Below are 20,970 nucleotides of genomic sequence, written 5' to 3'. Positions count from 1 at the left end.
AAATAAATATCAGCTTACTTATGGCACAAAGCCAGCCAAAATTAGGTAGATTGGAGCCATTTTATGGCTGGTATAAACAAGTTGTGCGTCATTTTGAAGAACCGAATAGCCAAATCAGGAATAATTAATTAACAAAAAACATAAATAATGAGAAAAATAATTTTGGGATTCATTTTAATATTTACAATGTCATTCAGCTTCATAAATGATAGTAGCTACTATATTTTATTTGAAAAAGCTAACAATATAAAGTTATATAAATATGGCAAAGATTATTTTTATGAGTATTTTATGGATGAAAAAAAAGAAATAAATGGGAATCTATATTATGTTGAAATTAGAAAATACTCTTTTGGAGATATTGACACAACTTATATAAGAAAATCAGATACTAACTATTTGCAATTTAACAGAAAAACAAATGCGGAATCAATATTATTACCTCTTGAACCAAAAATCGGTGACAATTGGATTGAAAATGATGGAAGCTGGAAATATGAAGTAATAGAAGAAAATAAAACTTTTAATACACCGAATAGAAATTATGAAGATTGTATTTTAGTAAGCTGTAAACAATTAACAAATAGAGATTTAAATAAAAATGAAGAGTACTTACTGTATTATTCTAAAGAATTTGGTTTTGTAGGTAATGTAGATAAAGAAAAAAATATTTTAAGTTTCCTAAAGGAGTTAAAACTAAACACAAAAAAAGGAGATAAAATTAGCGTAAAATAAAAACGAACGCACAACCGCCGTTTGGCAATATGGCGGGATTTGGCTTAATTTAAAGAAGGTTTTGTATTTGGAAAATTAGTCATTAACCGAAATTTTAGGCTTTCTTAATCCACCACATCGCCAAGCGGCCAAACGTTAGCGGTAACCGTATGAAGACAAAATTACACATATTGACATTAGTGCTTTTATCGACACTTATTTCGTGCGGACAACCGAGCAGGAAGAAGGAAAATTCTGTCGTTACAAAAGACACTTTACAGACAAGTCTTAGCAAAAAAGAAAAAGAGCGTTTAGAGAAAAGAAGGGCAATCGAAGAACAAGACTATGCTGACAGTTTACGACTTGATAAGATTTTACAAGACGCACTAAAAATTGCAAATCAAAATATCGGCAAGGACAAATTTGTAGAGAAATATGAAATTTCGCCTGACAGTATTTCAGTAAGTGTTGAAATCAATTTAGACTACCATTTTACAAAGACAAATCCTCATCTTATAGTAAGGAGAAACGAGCCAAGTGCTATTTATATTGACATCTATACAAAAGGTGAAAATAAATTTGAAAAAGTAGTTTCACACGAACAATGGACTATGACTTATGTGAACGATACAATCCAAGATATTAACGGTGACGGACTAAATGACTTTGTTGTAAACTGGTATGGAGCAAATGGATGTTGCTTAAAAGCGTTCAGTAATGTTTATCTTTTACGACAAGACAAAAAAGCATTTTCGGACAACTTTGAATTTATAAATCCGACTTTTTCACCAAGAGAGAAAATTATTAGAGGCGTTTGCTATGGACATCCAGGCGAAACAGAAATGTATAAATACAAATGGAACGGAGAAAAAGTGGACACGTTGGAATATGTTTCATACGAAAGAAACGAAAAAGGAAAAACAGGAAAGATTATAATATCAACTGACAGACCATATGGTGACAAATTCAAAACATTAAAAGTTTTAAATTCGGTGCCGACAGAATATAAGAAAATTGAAGGCTATGACTGGTTTACAGGAAACGGATATGAATAAACGGCGAACCGCTAACACGGGTTTTGCGTCAGGCGGGCTGAAGTGCAAAATTCAGGTTTTGTACATCTATGAAAATTTGTATATTAGATGAACGTTTAGGCTTCTATTTCCCGCCCGAACGCAAAGCACCCCTCTGGCGCTCGTTTGCAACGAGTGCCTACATACTTCAATAAACCAATCGAATCGTTTGCAACGCGGTTAAAAACACTAATATCACAAAATACTTACGTTGCAAACGCTATATTTTACCTTTATAATTTTAATTATATACTCCCCGCAGACAAGCACCAGAATTCCGGAATAGTTATCCATTATCCTGTTGGGATATAAAACAGTTTTCAATGTGCGGGAACGGAACAAAAAACACTGGAACTGACATTTTCAATATGCTATCTTAGAATTATACAATACTTCATAGTAATTATGTAATAGAAAAAACAAGGACTAAAACTACCTTTATCATCCAACTATAAAATGAAAAAGTTATGGATAAGAAAATGTATCATTATGCTACAGTCAGCAAAGCATTAGAGGAACTAAACAATAAAGGATATACGGTAGATTTCAATGTTCAGGAGTCCAAAATAATAAACAATCCCAATGATTTTGAAATTCAGCATATCTATCGTTATGAAGGAGAATCAGATCCGGGTGATGAGGCCACTGTATTTGGAATAGAATCAAAATCGGGAGAAAAAGGAGTCTTTGTCGCGGGCCTAAATGCCTATACCGAAAATAGTGCTGCTATGATTTTAAATGATTTGAGCACAAAGGGAAAAGACGATTAATTTTGTACCAAAGCTATTTGCGCTCCAGTAAAACATTATGACAAAACCAATCTTCTACACTCCGGATTGGTTTTTTTTATACCTGAAACTCAAAAGTTTTTTAGCTAAAAAAATATCTTTTTCCCGAATTAAACAATACTTTTGACTGCTCAACCCAACTGTTTTTAAAAGAATGAAAAGAATAATGCTGCTCTTTTTTATACTGCATCTTTTTACCCATTGCAGCACTGTTAAAAAAAATAATGCTCATTTACAGCAATTAATTGTACCAAATCAACTTAAAAAAGATGTTGATTTCACCTACAGAAAATTAAAAAAACTCCATCCAAACCTCTACTATTACAGCAATAAAGAGAAACTTGATTATATATTTGACAGCCTAAAAGCGACTATTACAACACCATTAAAACCTCTTGAATTTTACAAAAAAATAAGTCCGGTTGTTGCTGCTATCCGTCAGGGTCATACCTATGTTTTAGCTCCGGAAAAAGCATATTCGAAAAAAGAAACCAAAGCCATTATTAAAAAAGGAACCGGACCTTTTTCTCAATTTGATTTTTCATTTTATAACAATAAACTGTATGTTATCAAAAACAAATCGCACAATACAACAATAACAGCCGGCACCGAAGTAGTTTCTGTAAATGGCATACATCCTCAGGATCTTATTAGGGAATACGACCAATATTATACTTCCGACGGTTTTAACAAAACACTTAAAACCAATTGGGCAGCAAAACGTTTTGTTGCTGCTTTCACAACAGAATTTGGTATAAAAGACAGTCTTAATTATACTTTTAAATTAAATGACAGTATCAAAACCGTAACTATCAGCAGGTTTAAAAAAGACAGTAACGGTAAAAAAGATAACAAAAAGTCTTCAAAAACAACTCCGGTAAGTTCAAAAAACCAACACGCTTTAAAAAGAAAAAAACGAATCAACGGCTACGATAAAACAACAAAAACTTTTATAAGAAGCCTGGATTTTTTTTCAAAAGACAGCAGTGTCGCAATTTTAAAAATTAAAGCTTTTAAAAAAGGAAATTACCATCGTTTTTATAAAAATAGTTTTGCTGCCATACAGAAAAAAAATGTCCAAACGCTCATTATCGATTTAAGAAATAATGGTGGTGGCAGACTCTCAGAAATAATCAGCCTGTACTCTTATCTTGCCGATTCTACTTTTGTTTTCTTAAAAAACTCAGAAGTGGTTTCACGAGCGAGTCTGTTTGAGGGTGCTTATTTTAATAACGGTTCTGTGGCTGAAAAAGCCGTCAAAACTCTATTTTCTCCTTTTGCTTATGGTTATCTGCTCTTTACTGTTCAGAAAGATAAAGAGGGTAAAAACTATTTTGCCACCGAAACTAAACCGCACAAAATCCATAAAAACGCTTTTAGCGGACAACTTTATGTTTTGATTAATGGCGGGAGTTTTTCGGCTTCCAGTATTCTTTCTTCCCATTTAAAAGGCTCAAAAAGAGCCACTTTTATCGGAGAGGAAACAGGAGGAGATTATAACGGTACTGTTGCCGGATTTATGCCTGCACTCCGACTACCGCATTCGAAACTGAAAGTCAGAATAGGAATCATGAGTATGAAACCAACTTATCAAACAAATGTACACGGACATGGGATTTATCCTGATATTTTAATAATTCCAACATTAGAAGATCAGATTAAGGAAAAAGACGCCGTACTTGATTGGCTGAAGAAGGAGTTAATCCAATAGTAAATAATGCCTGAAATGTTATTAATCCTTCTTTTTTTACCCCAAAATTTATCGTTATCGTTCTTAAAATCACTACCTTAGTAGTATAAATTTTAAACACCGCAATATGAACAATGTAAAAGAATTAAATAAATGGGCCAATGCGCACACTTATTTCACTTTGGATTTAGTACGAATTGCACTGGGAGTGTTCTTATTCGTTAAAGGAGTTCATTTCATTACTAATATTCCCTATTTAGTAGATTTGATTTCTCCTGTAGACAACATTGGAGGAGGAATGTTTCTCGTTCATTACATTACACCTGCACACATGATTGGAGGTATAATGATTGCTTTTGGTTTACTGACCCGATGGGCAATTATTGCACAACTACCCATATTAATTGGTGCGATACTAATTAATTTTATGGGAGAAATGCACTCAGAAAGTCTGTTACTTGCTTTAGCTACTTTGGCTGTTTGTTTATTTTTTCTGGTTTACGGCAGTGGAAAACACTCTGCAGATTATTATTTTAAAATGTATCAGTAATGTATTATTGAAAAATTAGCATACAACTAATAGCTTACATTATTTATAACATCAAAGCCCGATATAGACATCGGGCTTTTTTTTGTTTTTTATATCCCGAATTTCACGATTACGTATATCCAACTAGTTCATCAGCATTAAATTCTCAACATTACTTAGTACGTATAAGTGAATATAAAACATTAAAAAACAACACATTAAAATTATTTTATGCTTTTACACCTGTTTTTTATTGTCTAATAAAATAAAAGTTTCTGGTTTAAAAAGTTAGTTTTTATTGCGCAAGATGTTAAACATAAGTAAAATTACGTAAGTATGTTTGCAATGTAATAATTCAACAAAACAAATTTTAAAACCAAATAATCATGAAATTACTCAAAACATTTTCTTTATCAGTACTAGGCCTTATGGGTACTGCAGCAATGGCACAGGAATTTAGTTCAGATATTCAAATCAGACCCCGATATGAATATACGAACGGTTTTGGAACCTTACTTACACCTGCTACAAGTCATACTTCTTTTGTTGGACAACGTACCAGAATCAACCTTAACTATGGAGATACAAAACTGAAAGTAAAAGTAGCTTTGCAAAATGTTCGCACCTGGGGAAATGTAAATACTCTTGGAAATATGTCAACTGATAAAAACGGAGTAGCACTTTATGAAGGATGGGCTCAATACAGTTTTACTGATAAATGGAGCACAAAAGTAGGTCGTCAGATGCTTTCTTATGATAACCAAAGGATTATAGGAGGTTTAGACTGGGCAAATCAGGGACGTAGTTTTGATGCCGCATTAATCAAATACAAAGGAGAAAAAAGCCTTTTAGATTTGGGATTTGCTTTAAATGCTGATTCAGAAGCTAAAGTTGCTCCTTCTGCTCCATTTACAACCGATTTTAAAGACATGCAATATGCCTGGTATCATACCAGTATTAAAAAGCTAGGGGTTAGTTTATTAGCCTTAAATCTTGGAAGAGAATATCAAAAATCACCTTCAGAAATAGAAAACAGTTATTCTCAGACATTCGGAACTTACATGAACTATATGGGAAAGAAACTTGCCTTTGATTTTAGTTTCTACGGACAAACCGGAAAAATAGGAGCCAATAAGGTTTCGGCTTATGAAGCAGCAGCCAACTTAGGCTATGCTTTTGCTCCAAAATTTAAAGCAACTTTAGGATATGAATTTTTATCCGGAAAAGACCAGACCGCTACTTCGACAATGGTTAAATCTTTCAATCCAGTGTTTGGTACAAACCACGCTTTCAACGGTTTTATGGATTATTTCTACGTAGGAAACCATGCTAATTCTGTGGGATTGCAGGATGTATCATTAAAATTAGATTTCCCAATCCAAAAAGTAAACCTTTCTGTTGCTCCTCATTTATTTTATACTGCAAATGAATTGGCTGCAACTGATGATAAATATCTGGGAACTGAAATAGATTTAACGGCTGTTTACAAAGCGACTAAAGATATTACACTAGTTGCCGGATATTCACAAATGTTTGCTTCAGATGCAATGGTTACTCTTAAAGGAGGAACCGGGCTAAAAGATACTACTAACAACTGGGCTTACTTAATGGTAAATATCAACCCGCAAATATTCTCAGTAAAAAAATAATTGAAACCATAACTTAAGAACATTTCACATGAAAAAAATAGCATTAAGATTATCGATGATTCTTTTAACAACCTTAAGTGTTGTTAGCTGTAAAAAGGACGTAAAAAAAGAAGCCGGAACGGAAACAGCAAGCGCTTCTAAAACTGAAAAATTAACTTTGGAAAAACCTCAGGTAACATTGGGTTTCATCAAACTAACTGATATGGCTCCATTGGCTATAGCCAAAGAAAAAGGATTCTTTGAAGACGAAGGTTTGTTTGTAACTCTGGAAGCACAATCAAACTGGAAAAATGTATTAGACCGAGTGATTGACGAACAAATTGACGGTTCGCATATGCTTGCCGGACAACCTATCGCTGCTGCAGTTGGTTTTGGAAGACAAGCCAAATTAGTTACAACTTTCTCTATGGACCTGAACGGAAATGGTATTACAGTTTCTAACGATGTTTGGTCAAAAATGAAACCGGGAATCCCTTTGAAAGACGGAAAACCGGTTCACCCAATCAGCGCAAGCGCTTTGTTACCGGTAATCAAAGAATACAAAACTGCTAACAAACCATTCAAAATGGGTATGGTATTCCCGGTATCAACACACAATTACCAATTAAGATACTGGCTGGCTGCAGGAGGAATCAACCCGGGTCAGTATACAAAAGACAACGTACAAGGAAACATCAATTCAGATGTATTACTTTCAGTAACGCCTCCACCACAAATGCCGGCAACTCTTGAAGCAGGAACAATCAACGGATACTGTGTAGGTGAACCCTGGAACCAACAAGCAGTTGCTAAAGGAATTGGAGTTCCGGTTATCACTTCAAGCGACATCTGGAAAAATCACCCGGAAAAAGTATTCGTAATGACAGAAGCTTTTATCAAGAAAAATCCAAATACTGCAATAGCAATTACTAAAGCCTTAATCAGAGCAGGAAAATGGTTAGATGATCCAAAAAACAGAGCTGAAGCGGTTAAAATCCTTTCAAGTCCGGCTTATGTAGGTGCTGACGAAAATGTGTTGAAAAACTCAATGACAGGAACATTCGAATATGAAAAAGGAGACAAACGTGATGAACCAGACTTTAACGTATTCTTTAAATACAATGCTACTTACCCATTCTACTCTGACGGTATTTGGTACATGACTCAAATGAGACGTTGGGGACAAATTACAGAGCCACAATCAGCGGAATGGTATGCTTCAAAAATCAAAGAAGTTTACAAACCTGAAATCTGGACTAAAGCTGCTGAATTATTGGTTAAAGAAGGAAACTTAGATCAGGCTGATATCCCAACTACTGACGGTTATAAACCAGCTACTAACGAATTTATTGACGGTATTACGTATGATGGTAAAAAACCATTGGAATACTTAAAAGGTCTAAAAATAGGTAATCAAAACTAATAAAAATTCATAATGTGGGGGCTGTTTTCAGGACAGTCTCTGCATTATTTAAAACAAAAACACCTTTGAGTTTCAAAAACACAAAAACTCAATTTTATATTTCTTAATTAAAAAGTTTAAAAAGGATTTTACGAAATCATACTTTTTTAAACACTTTTAAACCAACATTATTAAATACAAGCATTATGAAAACAATGACAATAAAAACGGTGAAATTTATAGGATTAGGTTATTTAGAACCTCTTATTCGAATGATTGCAGGTGAAGAAGTGAAAAAAAATGCAAAAGATGTATTCAAAAGAATATTTATTCCTTTACTTTCTGTTTTTCTTTTTATCCTTTTATGGCAATCATTTTCAGATTATTTAAATAATGTTGAATCAGAAATGAAAATTGAAAAAGCGTTAAAAGATCAGGGACCTGAAGCGGCCAAAAAACTGGAAGAATGTATTGCTTCCGGAGATATAAGCTGCCGCCCGAATTCTTTACCTTCTCCAATAATGGTGGTAGGTGCTTTAGGAAAATTATGGGATGATCACTTGCTGTTATCAGCTAAAAAATCAGATTTTATCCAACAATATGCTGCTATGAACAAAGAGCGTTTGGCAAAAGGAGAAACCGAAATTAAATATACAGGAAGACCTTCATTTGTAGATCAGATCTTCACCAGTTTAAAAACCGTATTTGCCGGATTTTTATTGTCCATTATTATTGCTATCCCAATGGGAATCCTGTTAGGTTTAAGTGAAACATTAAGAACTTCGTTCAACTGGATTGTTCAAATTTTCAAACCGGTATCACCAGTAGTTTGGTTGTTATTAGTTTCGATGATTGTAAAAACCATTTTAGCAAATGTAGATGTTGAAAAATCATTTGTAATCTCCTTTATTAGTGTGGGATTGTGTTCTATGTGGGCAACCTTAGTAAATACCAGCGCCGGAGTTTCCTCAGTAGATAAAGACTACATTAATGTTGCCAGAGTGTTACAACTTGGAACCTACAGCAAGATTTTCAAAATCATTTTACCTTCTTCTTTCCCAATGATTTTCACAGGATTAAGAATTACCCTTTCTGTAGCCTGGATGGTATTGATCGCTATCGAATTATTGGCGCAAAGCCCAGGATTAGGTTCTTTTGTTTGGGAAGAATTCCAAAATGGTTCCAGTGATTCCAATTCGAAAATTATTGTTGCCATGTTTGTCATTGGTTTAATCGGATTTATGCTGGATCGCATTATGATGATTTTCCAAAAATTACTAACCTTCAATAATTAAAGTAACTAAGACGCTAAGTTACTGAGACACTAAGAATCTCAGCAACTTAGAACCTATGAACCTAAAAACTAAAAGAAATGGCTTATTTAGAACTTAAAAACGTTTGTAAATCATACGGTGAAGGAAAAAACAAAACAGAAGTTTTAAGAAACATCAATTTGAAAATTGAAGAAGGAGAGTTTGTTGCCATCGTTGGATTTACCGGAAGTGGAAAAACCACCTTAATCAATTTGATAGTAGGCTTAATAGAACCGGATTCCGGTCAGGTGCTTTTCAAAGGAAAACCTATTGAAGGAACCAGTCACGAAAGAGGGATTATTTTTCAAAACTACTCTTTACTTCCCTGGTTAACGGTTTATGACAATATAGCGATGGCGGTTAAAACCGTTTTTCCAAACTGGAAACCCAAAGAAGTCGAAGAACATGTTAATAGTTTTATTGCCAAAGTAAATCTTTCACATGCCGCTCATAAAAAACCAAAAGAACTTTCAGGCGGAATGCGTCAGCGTGTGGCGGTAGCCAGAACCTTGGCTATGAAACCGGAGTTGATTTTGATGGACGAACCATTAGGAGCATTGGATGCTTTGACCAGAGGAAATTTGCAGGAAGAAATTTTGAATATCTGGAGCGAAGACAAACGTACTGCCTTACTGATTACAAATGATGTTGACGAAGGTGTTTTTATGGCCGACAAAGTAATTCCGCTTCGTCCGGGACCAAAAGCCACTCTGGGACCTGAATTTGACATTAAAATTGAACGACCAAGAAATAAAATCGATTTGAATCATAATGATAATTTCAAAAAATTAAGAAACGGAATTATCGAATACCTGATGGAAATAGGCGCTGAAAGAACCGCCGGACAGCAAGTGACCACTTACGAATTACCGGATTTAGTTCCGATGCAATTCAGTTAATTTTTTAAATATAAAAGTGATTAAAGCTAAAACCTGAATAAAACGTAGAGCATGTTTAAGTCCAAATATATTTTTTGCTGTCAGTCTGAGCCTGTCGAAGACTCCTTTTAGATAGTAAAAAACACTTCGACAAGCTCAGTGTGACACAAATAAGCTAATGACTTATATGTAACCTTTTTAAAGAAAAAACATCATGACAGAAACGATATTAAATACACAAACAGTCCCTCTGGATCCGGCAGGTTTTGAAAAATACATGTTGGAAATAAACAATCTAAAAAAAGTCTATCCTACTCCAACCGGTGATTTTGTTGTATTGGAAAACTTAAATTTAAAAATTAAAGAGGGTGAATTTATTTCCATCATCGGACATTCAGGTTGTGGAAAAACCACCTTACTTTCGATGATTGCCGGTTTAAATCCTATTTCAGGAGGCCAAATCGTTTTGAACGGCTCCCCTATCACCGGACCGGGACCAGACAGAGGGATTATTTTCCAATCTCCAAGTTTATTACCCTGGATGAGTGCATTAGAAAATGTAGCTCTGGGAGTAGATAAAGTTTTTGCTTATGCAACCAAAAAACAACGTATTGACATTTGTAAATACTATTTGAGCAAAGTGGGATTAGACGGGGCTTTTGACAAAAAAGCCAAAGACCTTTCGCAAGGAATGAAACAAAGAGTTGGTATCGCGCGAGCTCTGGCTTTAAAACCTCAAATTTTATTACTGGATGAACCTTTCGGAATGTTAGATTCTCTAACCCGAGGCGAATTGCAAGACGTTCTATTAGAAGTTTTAAACAAAGAAAAAACAACCGGAATCATGATTACACACGATGTGGATGAATCCATTTTCCTTGCGGATCGTGTGATTATGATGACCTCAGGACCGAGAGCGCAAATTGGTGACATCTTAGACATCAATTACGAAAGACCCCGAAATAGAAAAGCTATCCTCGAACATCCTACTTATTATGACAACAGAGAACATTTGATTAATTTTCTGGAACATTAATATCAGCATTTTAAATAGCCCCCACAATTTTACTTTAGTTATTTTTACTTAAAAATCGAAGCCTCAAAACTTCGATTTTTTTTATGCCTTTTCCAAATGAAATGAGTATTCTTGCACGAAATAAACAACCACAGATTGCTTTGCCTGTTCGCTATTGCTCGGGTCGCAAATTGGTTTAGTTTAAAATACCAATAATTCACGAATTTAATTTGTTTAATTTGTGAATTCGTGGCAAGTCTTTATTTTATAACTCTAACTATTGTGAACTAAAAAATGAACATCGAAGAACTCGTAGGCAAATTCCAAATTACAGGCAGCAATCAGGATGCCGAAAACCACCAATACAAAGGAACACTTTCTTTAAGTTTAGACCACAACAAAAGAATCAAAGCCCAATGGTTCATCAATAACGAACAGCTTCAAACCGGCAGCGGGTTTTTCAGAGATAATATTTTGGTGATCAATTTCAAATACCTGGGCGAAGACAATAAAACCTTCAAAGGTGTAGTCGTGTATCGTTGTATTTCTAAAGATTTATTGGATGGTTTTTGGTCTGAAAAACACGGGGATCCATTATATCTGGGAACTGAACGTTGTTTTAGGATTAGTGATGTCGTAAATTAAAAACGTAATTGCTTTTGTGTGTAAGAAATATTTTTATTTTTGTATTGTGTGTTTAAAAATTATACGCAACAACAGAAATCAATATAGGCGCATAACATACTAATTAAGCATAAAAAATGTTTAATTTATGTGCATATTTACAAGTTAGTACCAATTCCTCACGAAAGTATGAATAAGGTTGTTTTTTATTCTAAAGAAGATTTATCAGCAGGACAAAATTTATCCATTGCAGAGAATATACTTGATACATTAGACAGTAGAACATTCTCAAACATAAACGAAATAATTGAAATTTATAATATCAAATTATTCTTTGATAATGAAATTTATCTTCTAAAATGGACTGAAACAGAAACAGAAAATTATTCTCAAAAAATAAAAAATGGATGGAAAGTTGTATTAAAATCATTCATAGATTGGGTTACGGAGAATGGCTTAAGCAAATTCCATCTTATTGAATTTGATTATACAAAACATTTCTGGGATATAGTCGAAAGACTAAAACTATATAAACAAATCGATAAAACAGATTTTAAAAAATTAATCTTCAAAGAGAGATTTTTTATAAATGAAATTTTACACCAAAAAAATTTAGTTCAATTTTTTAAAACTGAAATTAAAGAGTATTTTCTCGAAAAGAAAAATTCAGCAGAAATTCTCCTATCCCATTTTGAACAGGAACATCTCACTAAACAAGCAGAACTCTATTTTCCAAAATCTCTAACAGATGATATAAAAGAGTTAATCATTTTAAATTATTTAGATTATGAGCAAGCAAACATAAATTATGTTAGGCTAATAGTGAAATCTAGAAATATTAAACTATTAGATAAGACAAAACTTAAAGCAAAAAAGCTTTCAGAAAAATTGAATGAAGAAATATTTACGAAAGGTTCGGGTTGGAAAAACACCATTGAATTATCAATATCTAAAGACCAAATTGAGCCAAAGATTTTTTCATCAAAAGAAAATAAATCTATTTATTCATACAGCGAAAAAATACTAATATCTGATTTCTCACCTGAAACAATCATGGGAAACTTTGCAGCATTATTTGAATTTGTCGATCAATATGGTTGTATTAATTTAGTAACTAAAAACTATGAAATAGACACGTTTGAAAACGTCATATCTACAAAGTCTAAAAATGAATATTTCATCAGTTCAACTTTTCATTTTAAGAATATGCTTTCTCAAATGCAATTTGAGGTTTACACACATTTACTTAAATCAAAAAACATATACATTGAAAATGTCCTAGGGCAAATTATAAATACATTAATAAAGGCGGACTTTAAAATTGATGGTTTTAAAATTATCATACCAAATCAGCAGTCTACAATTTTAGAAAAAATTAGGATGGTAGCGCCTGAAATTGAATCATTACTAAGACAATTCAATAGTTATACAGAAGAAGGGCATATAGATTTTGAATTAATTCAATTCAGTACTTCACAACTACATATTGGAGAAATCAAAAGCCTTGTAAATAGAAAATATGTTTATGTTGATAATATAGAAATTACGAGAGCAATTAATTGTTTTTTTAGCAATAGTAGTGTTTTATACTCCGAACCTTATGTAGGAAAATACAAGAATTTATTCTTACTTCTTTCAACTGAAAATGTTGTATACAATACGCTTTTAGATATTGACCGCCAAAAAATAGACTTTTTAATTGAAAGGGAATATTTATTTATCAATGAACAAAATATTCTAAAAATAAAAAATCTTAACAAAGTTTACATTTTAGCAATTCTAAGAAATCACGAAGTAATATCTTATTGGTATCAACCTAAAGACATAAGAGATGAAATAGATTTAATGATTAAAAACAAGAGTTTATGTAATGAACACAAACTATTTACAAAAGAAGAAAATCGATATATTAATTTTCATTTAAATAAAAAATTCACTAATGGTTTAGATTTACGAAATAAATATATGCATGGAACCAACAGTTTCTCTGAAGAGCAACAAGAATATGATTATAAAATATTACTTAAAATCTTTTTGTTAATTACTTTGAAAATTATTGATGATTTATATATCTATTCAGCAAAAAGAAACTGGTGCTAACATCCGTTTCAAAAAGCAAAATTCCCCAGCTAGCGCAAGCGTCTCGCTTGTGCCAGTAATATAAAAAATCAAGTTAAAATTTAATTTGAAAACCATGAGAAAAGTAATTGCAGCCATCAACATGACCCTTGACGGGATTTGCGATCATACCGCAGGAATTCCTGATGAAGCTTTACACAAGCATTATGAGGAACTTTTAGATCAGGCAGGAGTTATATTATATGGTCGTATCACTTACCAACTGATGCAATACTGGCAAACACTCTTAATAAATCCTTCCGATGAGAAATCAATGGACGATTTTGCTGTGGCTATTGACAGAATTCCTAAAATTGTTTTTTCGAATACCTTAAAAAATACCGATTGGGACACAGCAACACTTGCTACAAACGAAATTGAAAAGGAAGTTATAGCGCTCAAACAACAATCGGGTAAAGACATATTAGTGGGCAGCAGGAGTTTGATTATTCAGTTGTTGAACCTTAATTTGGTTGATGAGTTCCAAATTTGCATTCACCCGATGATAGAAGGAAAAGGGTTTCCGTTATTTGATAAAATAAAAGACAGGCAATTTTTTAAACTTTTAAAAACTAAAACCTTTGCATCAGGCGCCATCATTCTGTATTACGAGCCAATAAAACAATAAATCAGAAACAGCAACATTTCAAAAAAGCACACATTTTAAGTATTTGGGTAAATAAAATTGCGTTGAAAGCCCTAACTTTCATTGAACTTAAAAAATGAAATTATGGAAAATATGGGCAAATCAAATTATAAAAAAATGCTTTTAATGCTAATCCTTTCTTTTATAATCATGTATGCTGTGATGTTTTTAAATGTCGATAAACTAAATCACATCTATTTTAGTTACACCAGAACTTATATGTCATTATTAATGGTTACTCCAATGGCTTTACTGATGATTTTATTGATGCCAGCGATGTATCCTAACAAAAAGACCAACAAAATAATTTCAGTTTCGGCCATTGTTGTTTTTGTTTTTGCATTGACTGCTTTAAGAAGTCAGGCTTTTATAAGTGATGCACAATATATGAAAGCAATGATTCCGCACCACTCTTCTGCGATATTGACCAGTAAAAATGCAAATATCCGGGATCCTGAAGTCCGACAGCTTTCGGATAGTATTATAAAATCTCAGGAAGAAGAAATCAGCCAAATGAAATCTATCTTAAAAAGGATACAGTAAGCAAAAAAGGTTTTCTGTGTTGCATTCTAAAAAACATCAGACCGTTTAAATTAATTTTTAAACGGTTTTTTTCTTTTTTATTCCATAATTTATTTGAAATTCGGTTCCCATAACAGCACGGTTTCTCCCCTTTTTATCAGATGGAATCAGAAAACACGCTATTCGTCCAAATTATTTTTTGAATTAATAAATGTTTTTTTGCCTAAAAAAAAGAGAAATAACATTATTTTAGATTTCTTTTGTGATTTCAACAAAGTGATAAAATTATCACACAAAAATACGTATTAATACTTAATTAATACTTACTTTTACATTTCAAAAGTACCATTAGATAGATACTTGGAAAAAAGATTTCGCAATAAAAAAATACAGAGGCTAATGCAAAATTCAGAAATCAAAACTACGTGTTCGTATTGTGGAGTAGGATGCGGGATCATTGTAAGCAAAGATCCCGGCAATGGTGTTACAGTAAAAGGAGATAAAGACCACCCTGTAAACAGAGGAATGCTGTGTTCAAAAGGAATGAACCTGCACTATGTAGCCAACGATACTTCTGACAGAATCCTTTATCCTGAAATGCGCTGGAGCAAATCGCACCCTATGGAACGGGTGAGCTGGGACGAGAGTCTGGATCGTGCTGCAGCCGTATTTTCTTCCATCATAAAAAAACACGGACCTGACAGTGTGGGATTTTATATCTCCGGACAATGCCTGACAGAAGAATATTATCTGGTTAACAAACTCGTAAAAGGTTTTTTAAAAACCAATAACATCGATACTAATTCACGCCTTTGTATGAGTTCGGCTGTTGCGGGTTACAAAAAAACCTTTGGTGAAGATTCAGTTCCCATTGCTTATGATGATATTGAACTGGCAGATACCTTTTTAATCACAGGAGCTAATCCTGCCTGGTGCCACCCGATTCTGTTCAGACGTTTAGAGCAACACCGTGAGAAAAACCCAAAAGTTAAAGTCATTGTTATCGATCCCCGAAAAACAGATACCGCTTTAACGGCCGACTTACATTTACAAATTCTTCCCGGAAGTGATATTATTTTATACCACGCTCTGGCAAAACGAATTATAGAAAAAGGCTACACCGATAACGATTTTATCAGAAAACATACCGAAAACTTTAATGCGTATAAGGATTTAGTTTTAGGAACTTCGTTAGAGAAAGCTTCTCAATTATGCGGGATTTCTATTAAAGAAATTGATCTGGCTGTTGATTTAATAGGCAAAGCCGAAGGTTTCCTGTCTCTTTGGGCCATGGGATTAAATCAAAGTGCTGTGGGTGTGGATAAAAACACTGCATTGCTTAATATTTCATTATTAACCGGACATGTAGGAAAACCGGGATCAGGACCTTTTTCATTAACTGGTCAGCCTAACGCTATGGGCGGACGCGAAGTGGGCGGAATGGCTAATTTGCTTGCGGTACACAGAGAACTGGCTAATCCCGAACACCGTCAGGAAGTGGCTGATTTTTGGGGCGTAGACAGCATTTCAGAAAAACCGGGACTGACCGCAACAGAAATGTTTGATGCTTTAGAATCCGGAAAAATGAAAGCCGTTTGGATTATCTGTACCAATCCAATGGTGAGTTTACCTGATTCCAGAAGAGTCGAGAAAGCCCTGCAAAATGCCAAATTTGTTGTTGTTCAGGAAATCTCACACAACTCCGATACCGCAAAATTTGCCGATTTACTGCTTCCTGCTGCCGGATGGTTAGAGAAAGAAGGAACCATGACCAACTCGGAAAGACGAATTTCGTATTTACCAAAAGGTATAAATGCTCCCGGAGAAGCACTTCCGGATATTGAAATCCTTTGCCGTTTTGCCAAAAAAATGGGATTCAATGGTTTTAATTTCAATACCGCCGAAGAAGTTTACAAGGAGTATTGCCAAATGACAAAAAATACAAATATTGATATTTCTTACCTTAATTATAACCGCTTAAAATACGAAGGTACTTTTCAATGGCCGGTTCCTGATTACGGACATCCGGGAACACCACGTCTTTTTACCGATAAAAAGTTCTATACTCCGTCTCAGAAAGCCATTTTTAATCTGCCTGCTGTTATTGAAAACACCTCGGAAAAACCAAACGATAAATTTCCTTTTATCCTTACCACAGGCCGTATCAGAGATCAATGGCATACGATGACAAAAACCGGAAAAGTAGCCCGCTTACTTTCTCATATTCCGAATCCTTTATTAGAAATCAATCCTATTGATGCTTTTAAAACAGGAATTGAAAATGGAGATATTGTGGTGGTAAGCAGTAAAAACGGAGAGGTTCGGGTAAAAGCGAATGTTACAGATACCATCAAGGAAGGCGTTGTTTTTTTACCAATGCACTGGGGAAAACAATTAGAAAACGATTTAAACAGAGCCAATAACTTAACCAATACGGTTGTTGATCCTGTTTCTAAAGAACCTGATTTTAAATTTACTTCAGTTGCTGTAAAAAAATACGAAAAGCCATTTCAAAAAATTGCCATTGTGGGCGCCGGAGCTGCTGCTTTCCGGTTTATTCAAAATTACCGGGAACTCAACACCACTGATGAAATTATTGTTTTTTCAAATGAGGCTAATCCGTTTTACAATCGGGTGCTTTTACCGGAATATGTAACCAATGAATTGTCCTGGGAAAGTTTATTAAAAATAAGAAATGATGATGTTTTAAGTAAATTAAATATTACTTTAAAACCATCTGTAGGAATTGAAAATATTAATGCTTCGGCAAAAATTATTACAGACAGCAAAGGTAGGACACATACTTTTGACCGTTTAATTCTGGCAACAGGGAGCCGTCCTTTTGTTCCTGAAAATGCTCAGTTGCATCTTCCGGGACGTTTTACAATGCGTAAAAAAGAAGACGCTGACAAATTAAAGAATTACTTAGATCAGACTAATTTAGCTCCGGAAGATCAGCATGTGGTCATTGTAGGTGGTGGTTTATTAGGATTAGAATTGGCAGCAGCCTTAAAACACAAAAAAGTAAAAATCACCATTATTCAAAGAGCATCGCGATTAATGGAGCGTCAGTTAGACCGAATTTCCTGTAAATTATTAGCCGAAGAAGTACAGCTTCGGGATATTCAGATCTATTTTGATAATGAAGTCAGCACTGTATTTGAATCAGATAATGACAACGAACTTGAAATCGCATTAAAAAGTGGTCGAATATTAACGGCAAATGCTATTGTATATGCCATTGGAACCATTCCGAATATTGAAATTGCCAAAGAATCCGGGATTACCTGCGGACGTGGCGTGAAAGTAAATCAATATTTGCAAACCTCAAATCCGGATATTTTTGCCATTGGAGAAATTGCTGAATTTAACGGAAAGCTATTCGGAATTACTTCTGCCGCTGAGGAACAGGCTGATATTCTGGCTAACTATTTAGCAGGTGATATCAGCAGTTATTACAAAGGTTCGGTATTAATGAATATTCTGAAACTGGAGGATATTAATCTTTGCAGCATTGGCGAACTGGCTATTCCTGAAAATGATGACAGCTATGAAGAAATTGTCTTTGCCGATTTAAAGAAAAGGTATTACAAAAAATGTATTGTAAAAGACGATTTGTTAGTAGGTGCTATTCTGATGGGCGACAAAAATGAATTTGCCGAATTCAAAACCATGATTGAGAGCAAAATTGAATTATCAGATAAACGAAATCAATTATTAAGAGGCAGCAGTGCCTCTGCCAAACCGGTAATAGGTAAATTAGTATGCTCCTGCAGTCAGGTAGGAAGCGGAAATATTGAAGAAGCTGTAAAAGCAGGTACCACTAATTTTACCGAATTGTGCAAATCAACCGGCGCCGGATTAGGCTGCGGAAGCTGTAAAACTGAAGTAAAAGAAATATTAGCAAAGTGTAAATAAGTTGAAGAGTACTTAGTACCTAGTCCCTAGTTTTTCAAACTGCTAAGGACTAAAAACTAAGGACTAAGGACTAAAAAACAAGAACATGGAATTAACCCGATTAATAGTAAAAGGAGGCGTTATCTCACCAGGTGAATTACGTAGTATTGTCAACATGAGCTTGGCACAAGGACTTAAAACCATTTCTTTTGGTTCCAGACAGGATATTATTTTCCCAAATGGGTTTGAATATTCGGAAACAGAAAACAATGGTAAATTCCATATTGTATATCCTAACGAACAAAGCGGAAATAATATCGTTTCTTCTTATGTATCTACTGATATTTTTAGAAATACTGCCTGGTTAACAGGTAATAAATTCTTGTACGTTTTAGAACAATTTAAAGATCAGCCTGCTTTAAAAGTAAATATAACCGATCCAAAGCAACAGTTGGTTCCTTTGTTTACCGGACATATTAATTTTATTGCTTCAGAGCACGAGGATTATTGGTATTTATATATTCGTTTGCCTAACTGGCAGCGTATGGAAGTCTATCCGGTATTAATTTACAGCTGGGATATTGCTAAAATTTACTATGAAATTGAACGTCTTGCAAACGAAGAATCCATCGGAATCGACATGATTTTTAATCTTGTAAGTGAAAATTTAGATACCAATAACCGTACTATCGATAAAGCACTCAATATTCCTTTTTACCCGTTTCCGTATTATGAAGGAATGAACCGACTGGGGATTGATCAGTACTGGCTGGGATTGTATTGGAGAAATAATCTGTATGATTTGGAATTTCTAAAAGAAATGTGTGATTTGTGTTTTGACTGTAAAATTGGAAAAATATGCATTACCTCCTGGAAATCCTTTATCATAAAAGGAATTCCGAAAGACCGAAAACTGGACTGGGAGAAATTCCTCGGAAAAAACGGAATCAATGTAAGACATTCTCTTTTAGAATTAAATTGGCACCTTCCCGTAGCAACTGAATGGTCTCTGAACCTGAAAACTTTTCTGGTACGAACACTCGATCAATTTGACATCAGTACTTACGGACTTACTTTTGGGATATCAGATTACAATCGTGAAGGACATTATTTTACGTCTATTGTTATTGAAAAAAATAATTTGCCAAAAGATTTAGAATCAATCAAAATCCGGGATACGTATAATGTACTATACGCCAGACATTTTGATCCGAACACGAGAGAATATATTATTCACACACAGGATATTGACAAACTGGAATTACCAGGTATCCTAATTGAGCTCAGTAAAAAATACTTTAACGAGTTGGGAAATAATACACCAATGGAGCATAACAATTCAGCTGCTGTTACGAAAAAGGAAAAACAGGAACAGGATGTATATCAATGTGCTGAATGCCTGACTATTTACAATTCAGATTATGGTGATATAGTTCAGGGAATTGAAAAAGGTGTTTTATTTGAAAATTTACCTGACAGCTATTGTTGTTCCTTATGTGAGGCACCCAAATCTAATTTTGTACTTTTAACAGCTGAAAAACAAGACATCTAAAACAACACTATCACTAAAATTAAAAGAATATGAATACCGAATATAAAACCGTTGATTCTTCTAAAATAACAATTTCGGAATTGATGTTGCCTTCGCACACAAATTTCAGTGGGAAAATCCATGGTGGTTATATTTTATCTTTAATGGATCAAATTGCTTTTGCCTGTGGCTCTAAATTTTCAGGTAATTACTGTGTAACTGCTTCTGTGGATACAGTGAACTTTTTAAAACCTATTGAAGTGGGAGAATTAGTCACTATGAAAGCCAGTGTGAATTATGTGGGAAACAGTTCTATGGTGGTAGGCATTCGGGTAGAAGCTGAAAACATCCAGACTGGCGTTATTAAACATTGCAACTCATCTTATTTTACAATGGTTGCCAAAGATAAAACAGGTAAAAATGTGGCTGTTCCGGGTTTGATTTTGACTACACTTAAAGAAGTGAGTCGTTTTCAAAATGCATTGAGACAAATTGCATTGAAAAAAGAAAAAGAATACCAAAAAACCATTGCATCTTTTGGTTCAATTGAATCGATATTAAAGTCTAATAATTATAAAGTTAAAGTCGATTTTGAAAAATAA

Annotated in this window: 17 protein-coding genes; all 17 read left to right on the top strand. The window is 34.0% G+C overall.

Annotation, left to right across the window (positions count from 1 at the left end):
• The first annotated feature begins 147 nt into the window (after positions 1–147).
• Positions 148–735: a hypothetical protein gene (locus ABS764_RS01395; protein ID WP_408079207.1), complete on the top strand. Its 588-nt coding sequence runs from the start codon at positions 148–150 to the stop codon at positions 733–735.
• 149 nt (positions 736–884) lie between these two features.
• Positions 885–1,769, top strand: a complete 885-nt coding sequence (locus ABS764_RS01390) for an XAC2610-related protein (protein ID WP_408079205.1) — start codon at positions 885–887, stop codon at positions 1,767–1,769.
• 485 nt (positions 1,770–2,254) lie between these two features.
• Positions 2,255–2,557, top strand: a complete 303-nt coding sequence (locus ABS764_RS01385; RefSeq protein ID WP_408079203.1) for a hypothetical protein — start codon at positions 2,255–2,257, stop codon at positions 2,555–2,557.
• 172 nt (positions 2,558–2,729) lie between these two features.
• Entirely contained in the window at positions 2,730–4,286 is a 1,557-nt protein-coding gene (locus ABS764_RS01380) for a S41 family peptidase (RefSeq protein ID WP_408079201.1), read from the top strand.
• A 106-nt stretch (positions 4,287–4,392) separates the two neighbouring features.
• Complete coding sequence (locus ABS764_RS01375; protein WP_408079199.1) at positions 4,393–4,815, top strand: DoxX family protein; 423 nt, start codon at positions 4,393–4,395, stop codon at positions 4,813–4,815.
• 365 nt (positions 4,816–5,180) lie between these two features.
• Positions 5,181–6,443 (top strand): alginate export family protein, encoded by a 1,263-nt coding sequence (locus tag ABS764_RS01370; RefSeq protein WP_408079197.1) that lies wholly within the window; start codon positions 5,181–5,183, stop codon positions 6,441–6,443.
• 28 nt (positions 6,444–6,471) lie between these two features.
• The gene (locus ABS764_RS01365) at positions 6,472–7,845 is read left to right on the top strand and encodes a CmpA/NrtA family ABC transporter substrate-binding protein (RefSeq protein WP_408079195.1); all 1,374 of its coding nucleotides are present in this window, start codon (positions 6,472–6,474) and stop codon (positions 7,843–7,845) included.
• A 185-nt stretch (positions 7,846–8,030) separates the two neighbouring features.
• On the top strand, positions 8,031–9,119 hold the full coding sequence (locus tag ABS764_RS01360; RefSeq protein ID WP_408079193.1) for an ABC transporter permease: 1,089 nt from the start codon (positions 8,031–8,033) through the stop codon (positions 9,117–9,119).
• 77 nt (positions 9,120–9,196) lie between these two features.
• Positions 9,197–10,036, top strand: a complete 840-nt coding sequence (locus ABS764_RS01355; protein ID WP_408079191.1) for an ABC transporter ATP-binding protein — start codon at positions 9,197–9,199, stop codon at positions 10,034–10,036.
• 193 nt (positions 10,037–10,229) lie between these two features.
• Entirely contained in the window at positions 10,230–11,051 is an 822-nt protein-coding gene (locus ABS764_RS01350; protein WP_408079189.1) for an ABC transporter ATP-binding protein, read from the top strand.
• 273 nt (positions 11,052–11,324) lie between these two features.
• Positions 11,325–11,675 carry a hypothetical protein gene (locus ABS764_RS01345; RefSeq protein WP_408079187.1) on the top strand — a complete coding sequence of 117 codons (351 nt, stop codon included), beginning with the start codon at positions 11,325–11,327 and terminating at the stop codon, positions 11,673–11,675.
• Positions 11,676–11,843: 168 nt separating this feature from the next.
• The gene (locus ABS764_RS01340) at positions 11,844–13,754 is read left to right on the top strand and encodes a hypothetical protein (RefSeq protein ID WP_408079185.1); all 1,911 of its coding nucleotides are present in this window, start codon (positions 11,844–11,846) and stop codon (positions 13,752–13,754) included.
• A gap of 94 nt (positions 13,755–13,848) precedes the next feature.
• Entirely contained in the window at positions 13,849–14,400 is a 552-nt protein-coding gene (locus ABS764_RS01335; protein WP_408079183.1) for a dihydrofolate reductase family protein, read from the top strand.
• A 102-nt stretch (positions 14,401–14,502) separates the two neighbouring features.
• A complete protein-coding gene (locus tag ABS764_RS01330) occupies positions 14,503–14,961 on the top strand; it encodes a DUF305 domain-containing protein (RefSeq protein WP_408079181.1) in 459 nt (152 codons plus the stop codon).
• A gap of 378 nt (positions 14,962–15,339) precedes the next feature.
• A complete protein-coding gene (locus ABS764_RS01325; RefSeq protein WP_408079179.1) occupies positions 15,340–18,858 on the top strand; it encodes a molybdopterin-dependent oxidoreductase in 3,519 nt (1,172 codons plus the stop codon).
• An 85-nt stretch (positions 18,859–18,943) separates the two neighbouring features.
• Positions 18,944–20,389 (top strand): rubredoxin, encoded by a 1,446-nt coding sequence (locus tag ABS764_RS01320; RefSeq protein ID WP_408079177.1) that lies wholly within the window; start codon positions 18,944–18,946, stop codon positions 20,387–20,389.
• Between the two features lie 29 nt (positions 20,390–20,418).
• The gene (locus tag ABS764_RS01315; protein WP_408079175.1) at positions 20,419–20,970 is read left to right on the top strand and encodes an acyl-CoA thioesterase; all 552 of its coding nucleotides are present in this window, start codon (positions 20,419–20,421) and stop codon (positions 20,968–20,970) included.

The organism is Flavobacterium plantiphilum (assembly GCF_046000495.1).
GTDB classification, from domain to species: Bacteria; Bacteroidota; Bacteroidia; order Flavobacteriales; family Flavobacteriaceae; genus Flavobacterium; species Flavobacterium plantiphilum.
This window is presented reverse-complemented; position numbering and strand designations above follow the sequence as displayed.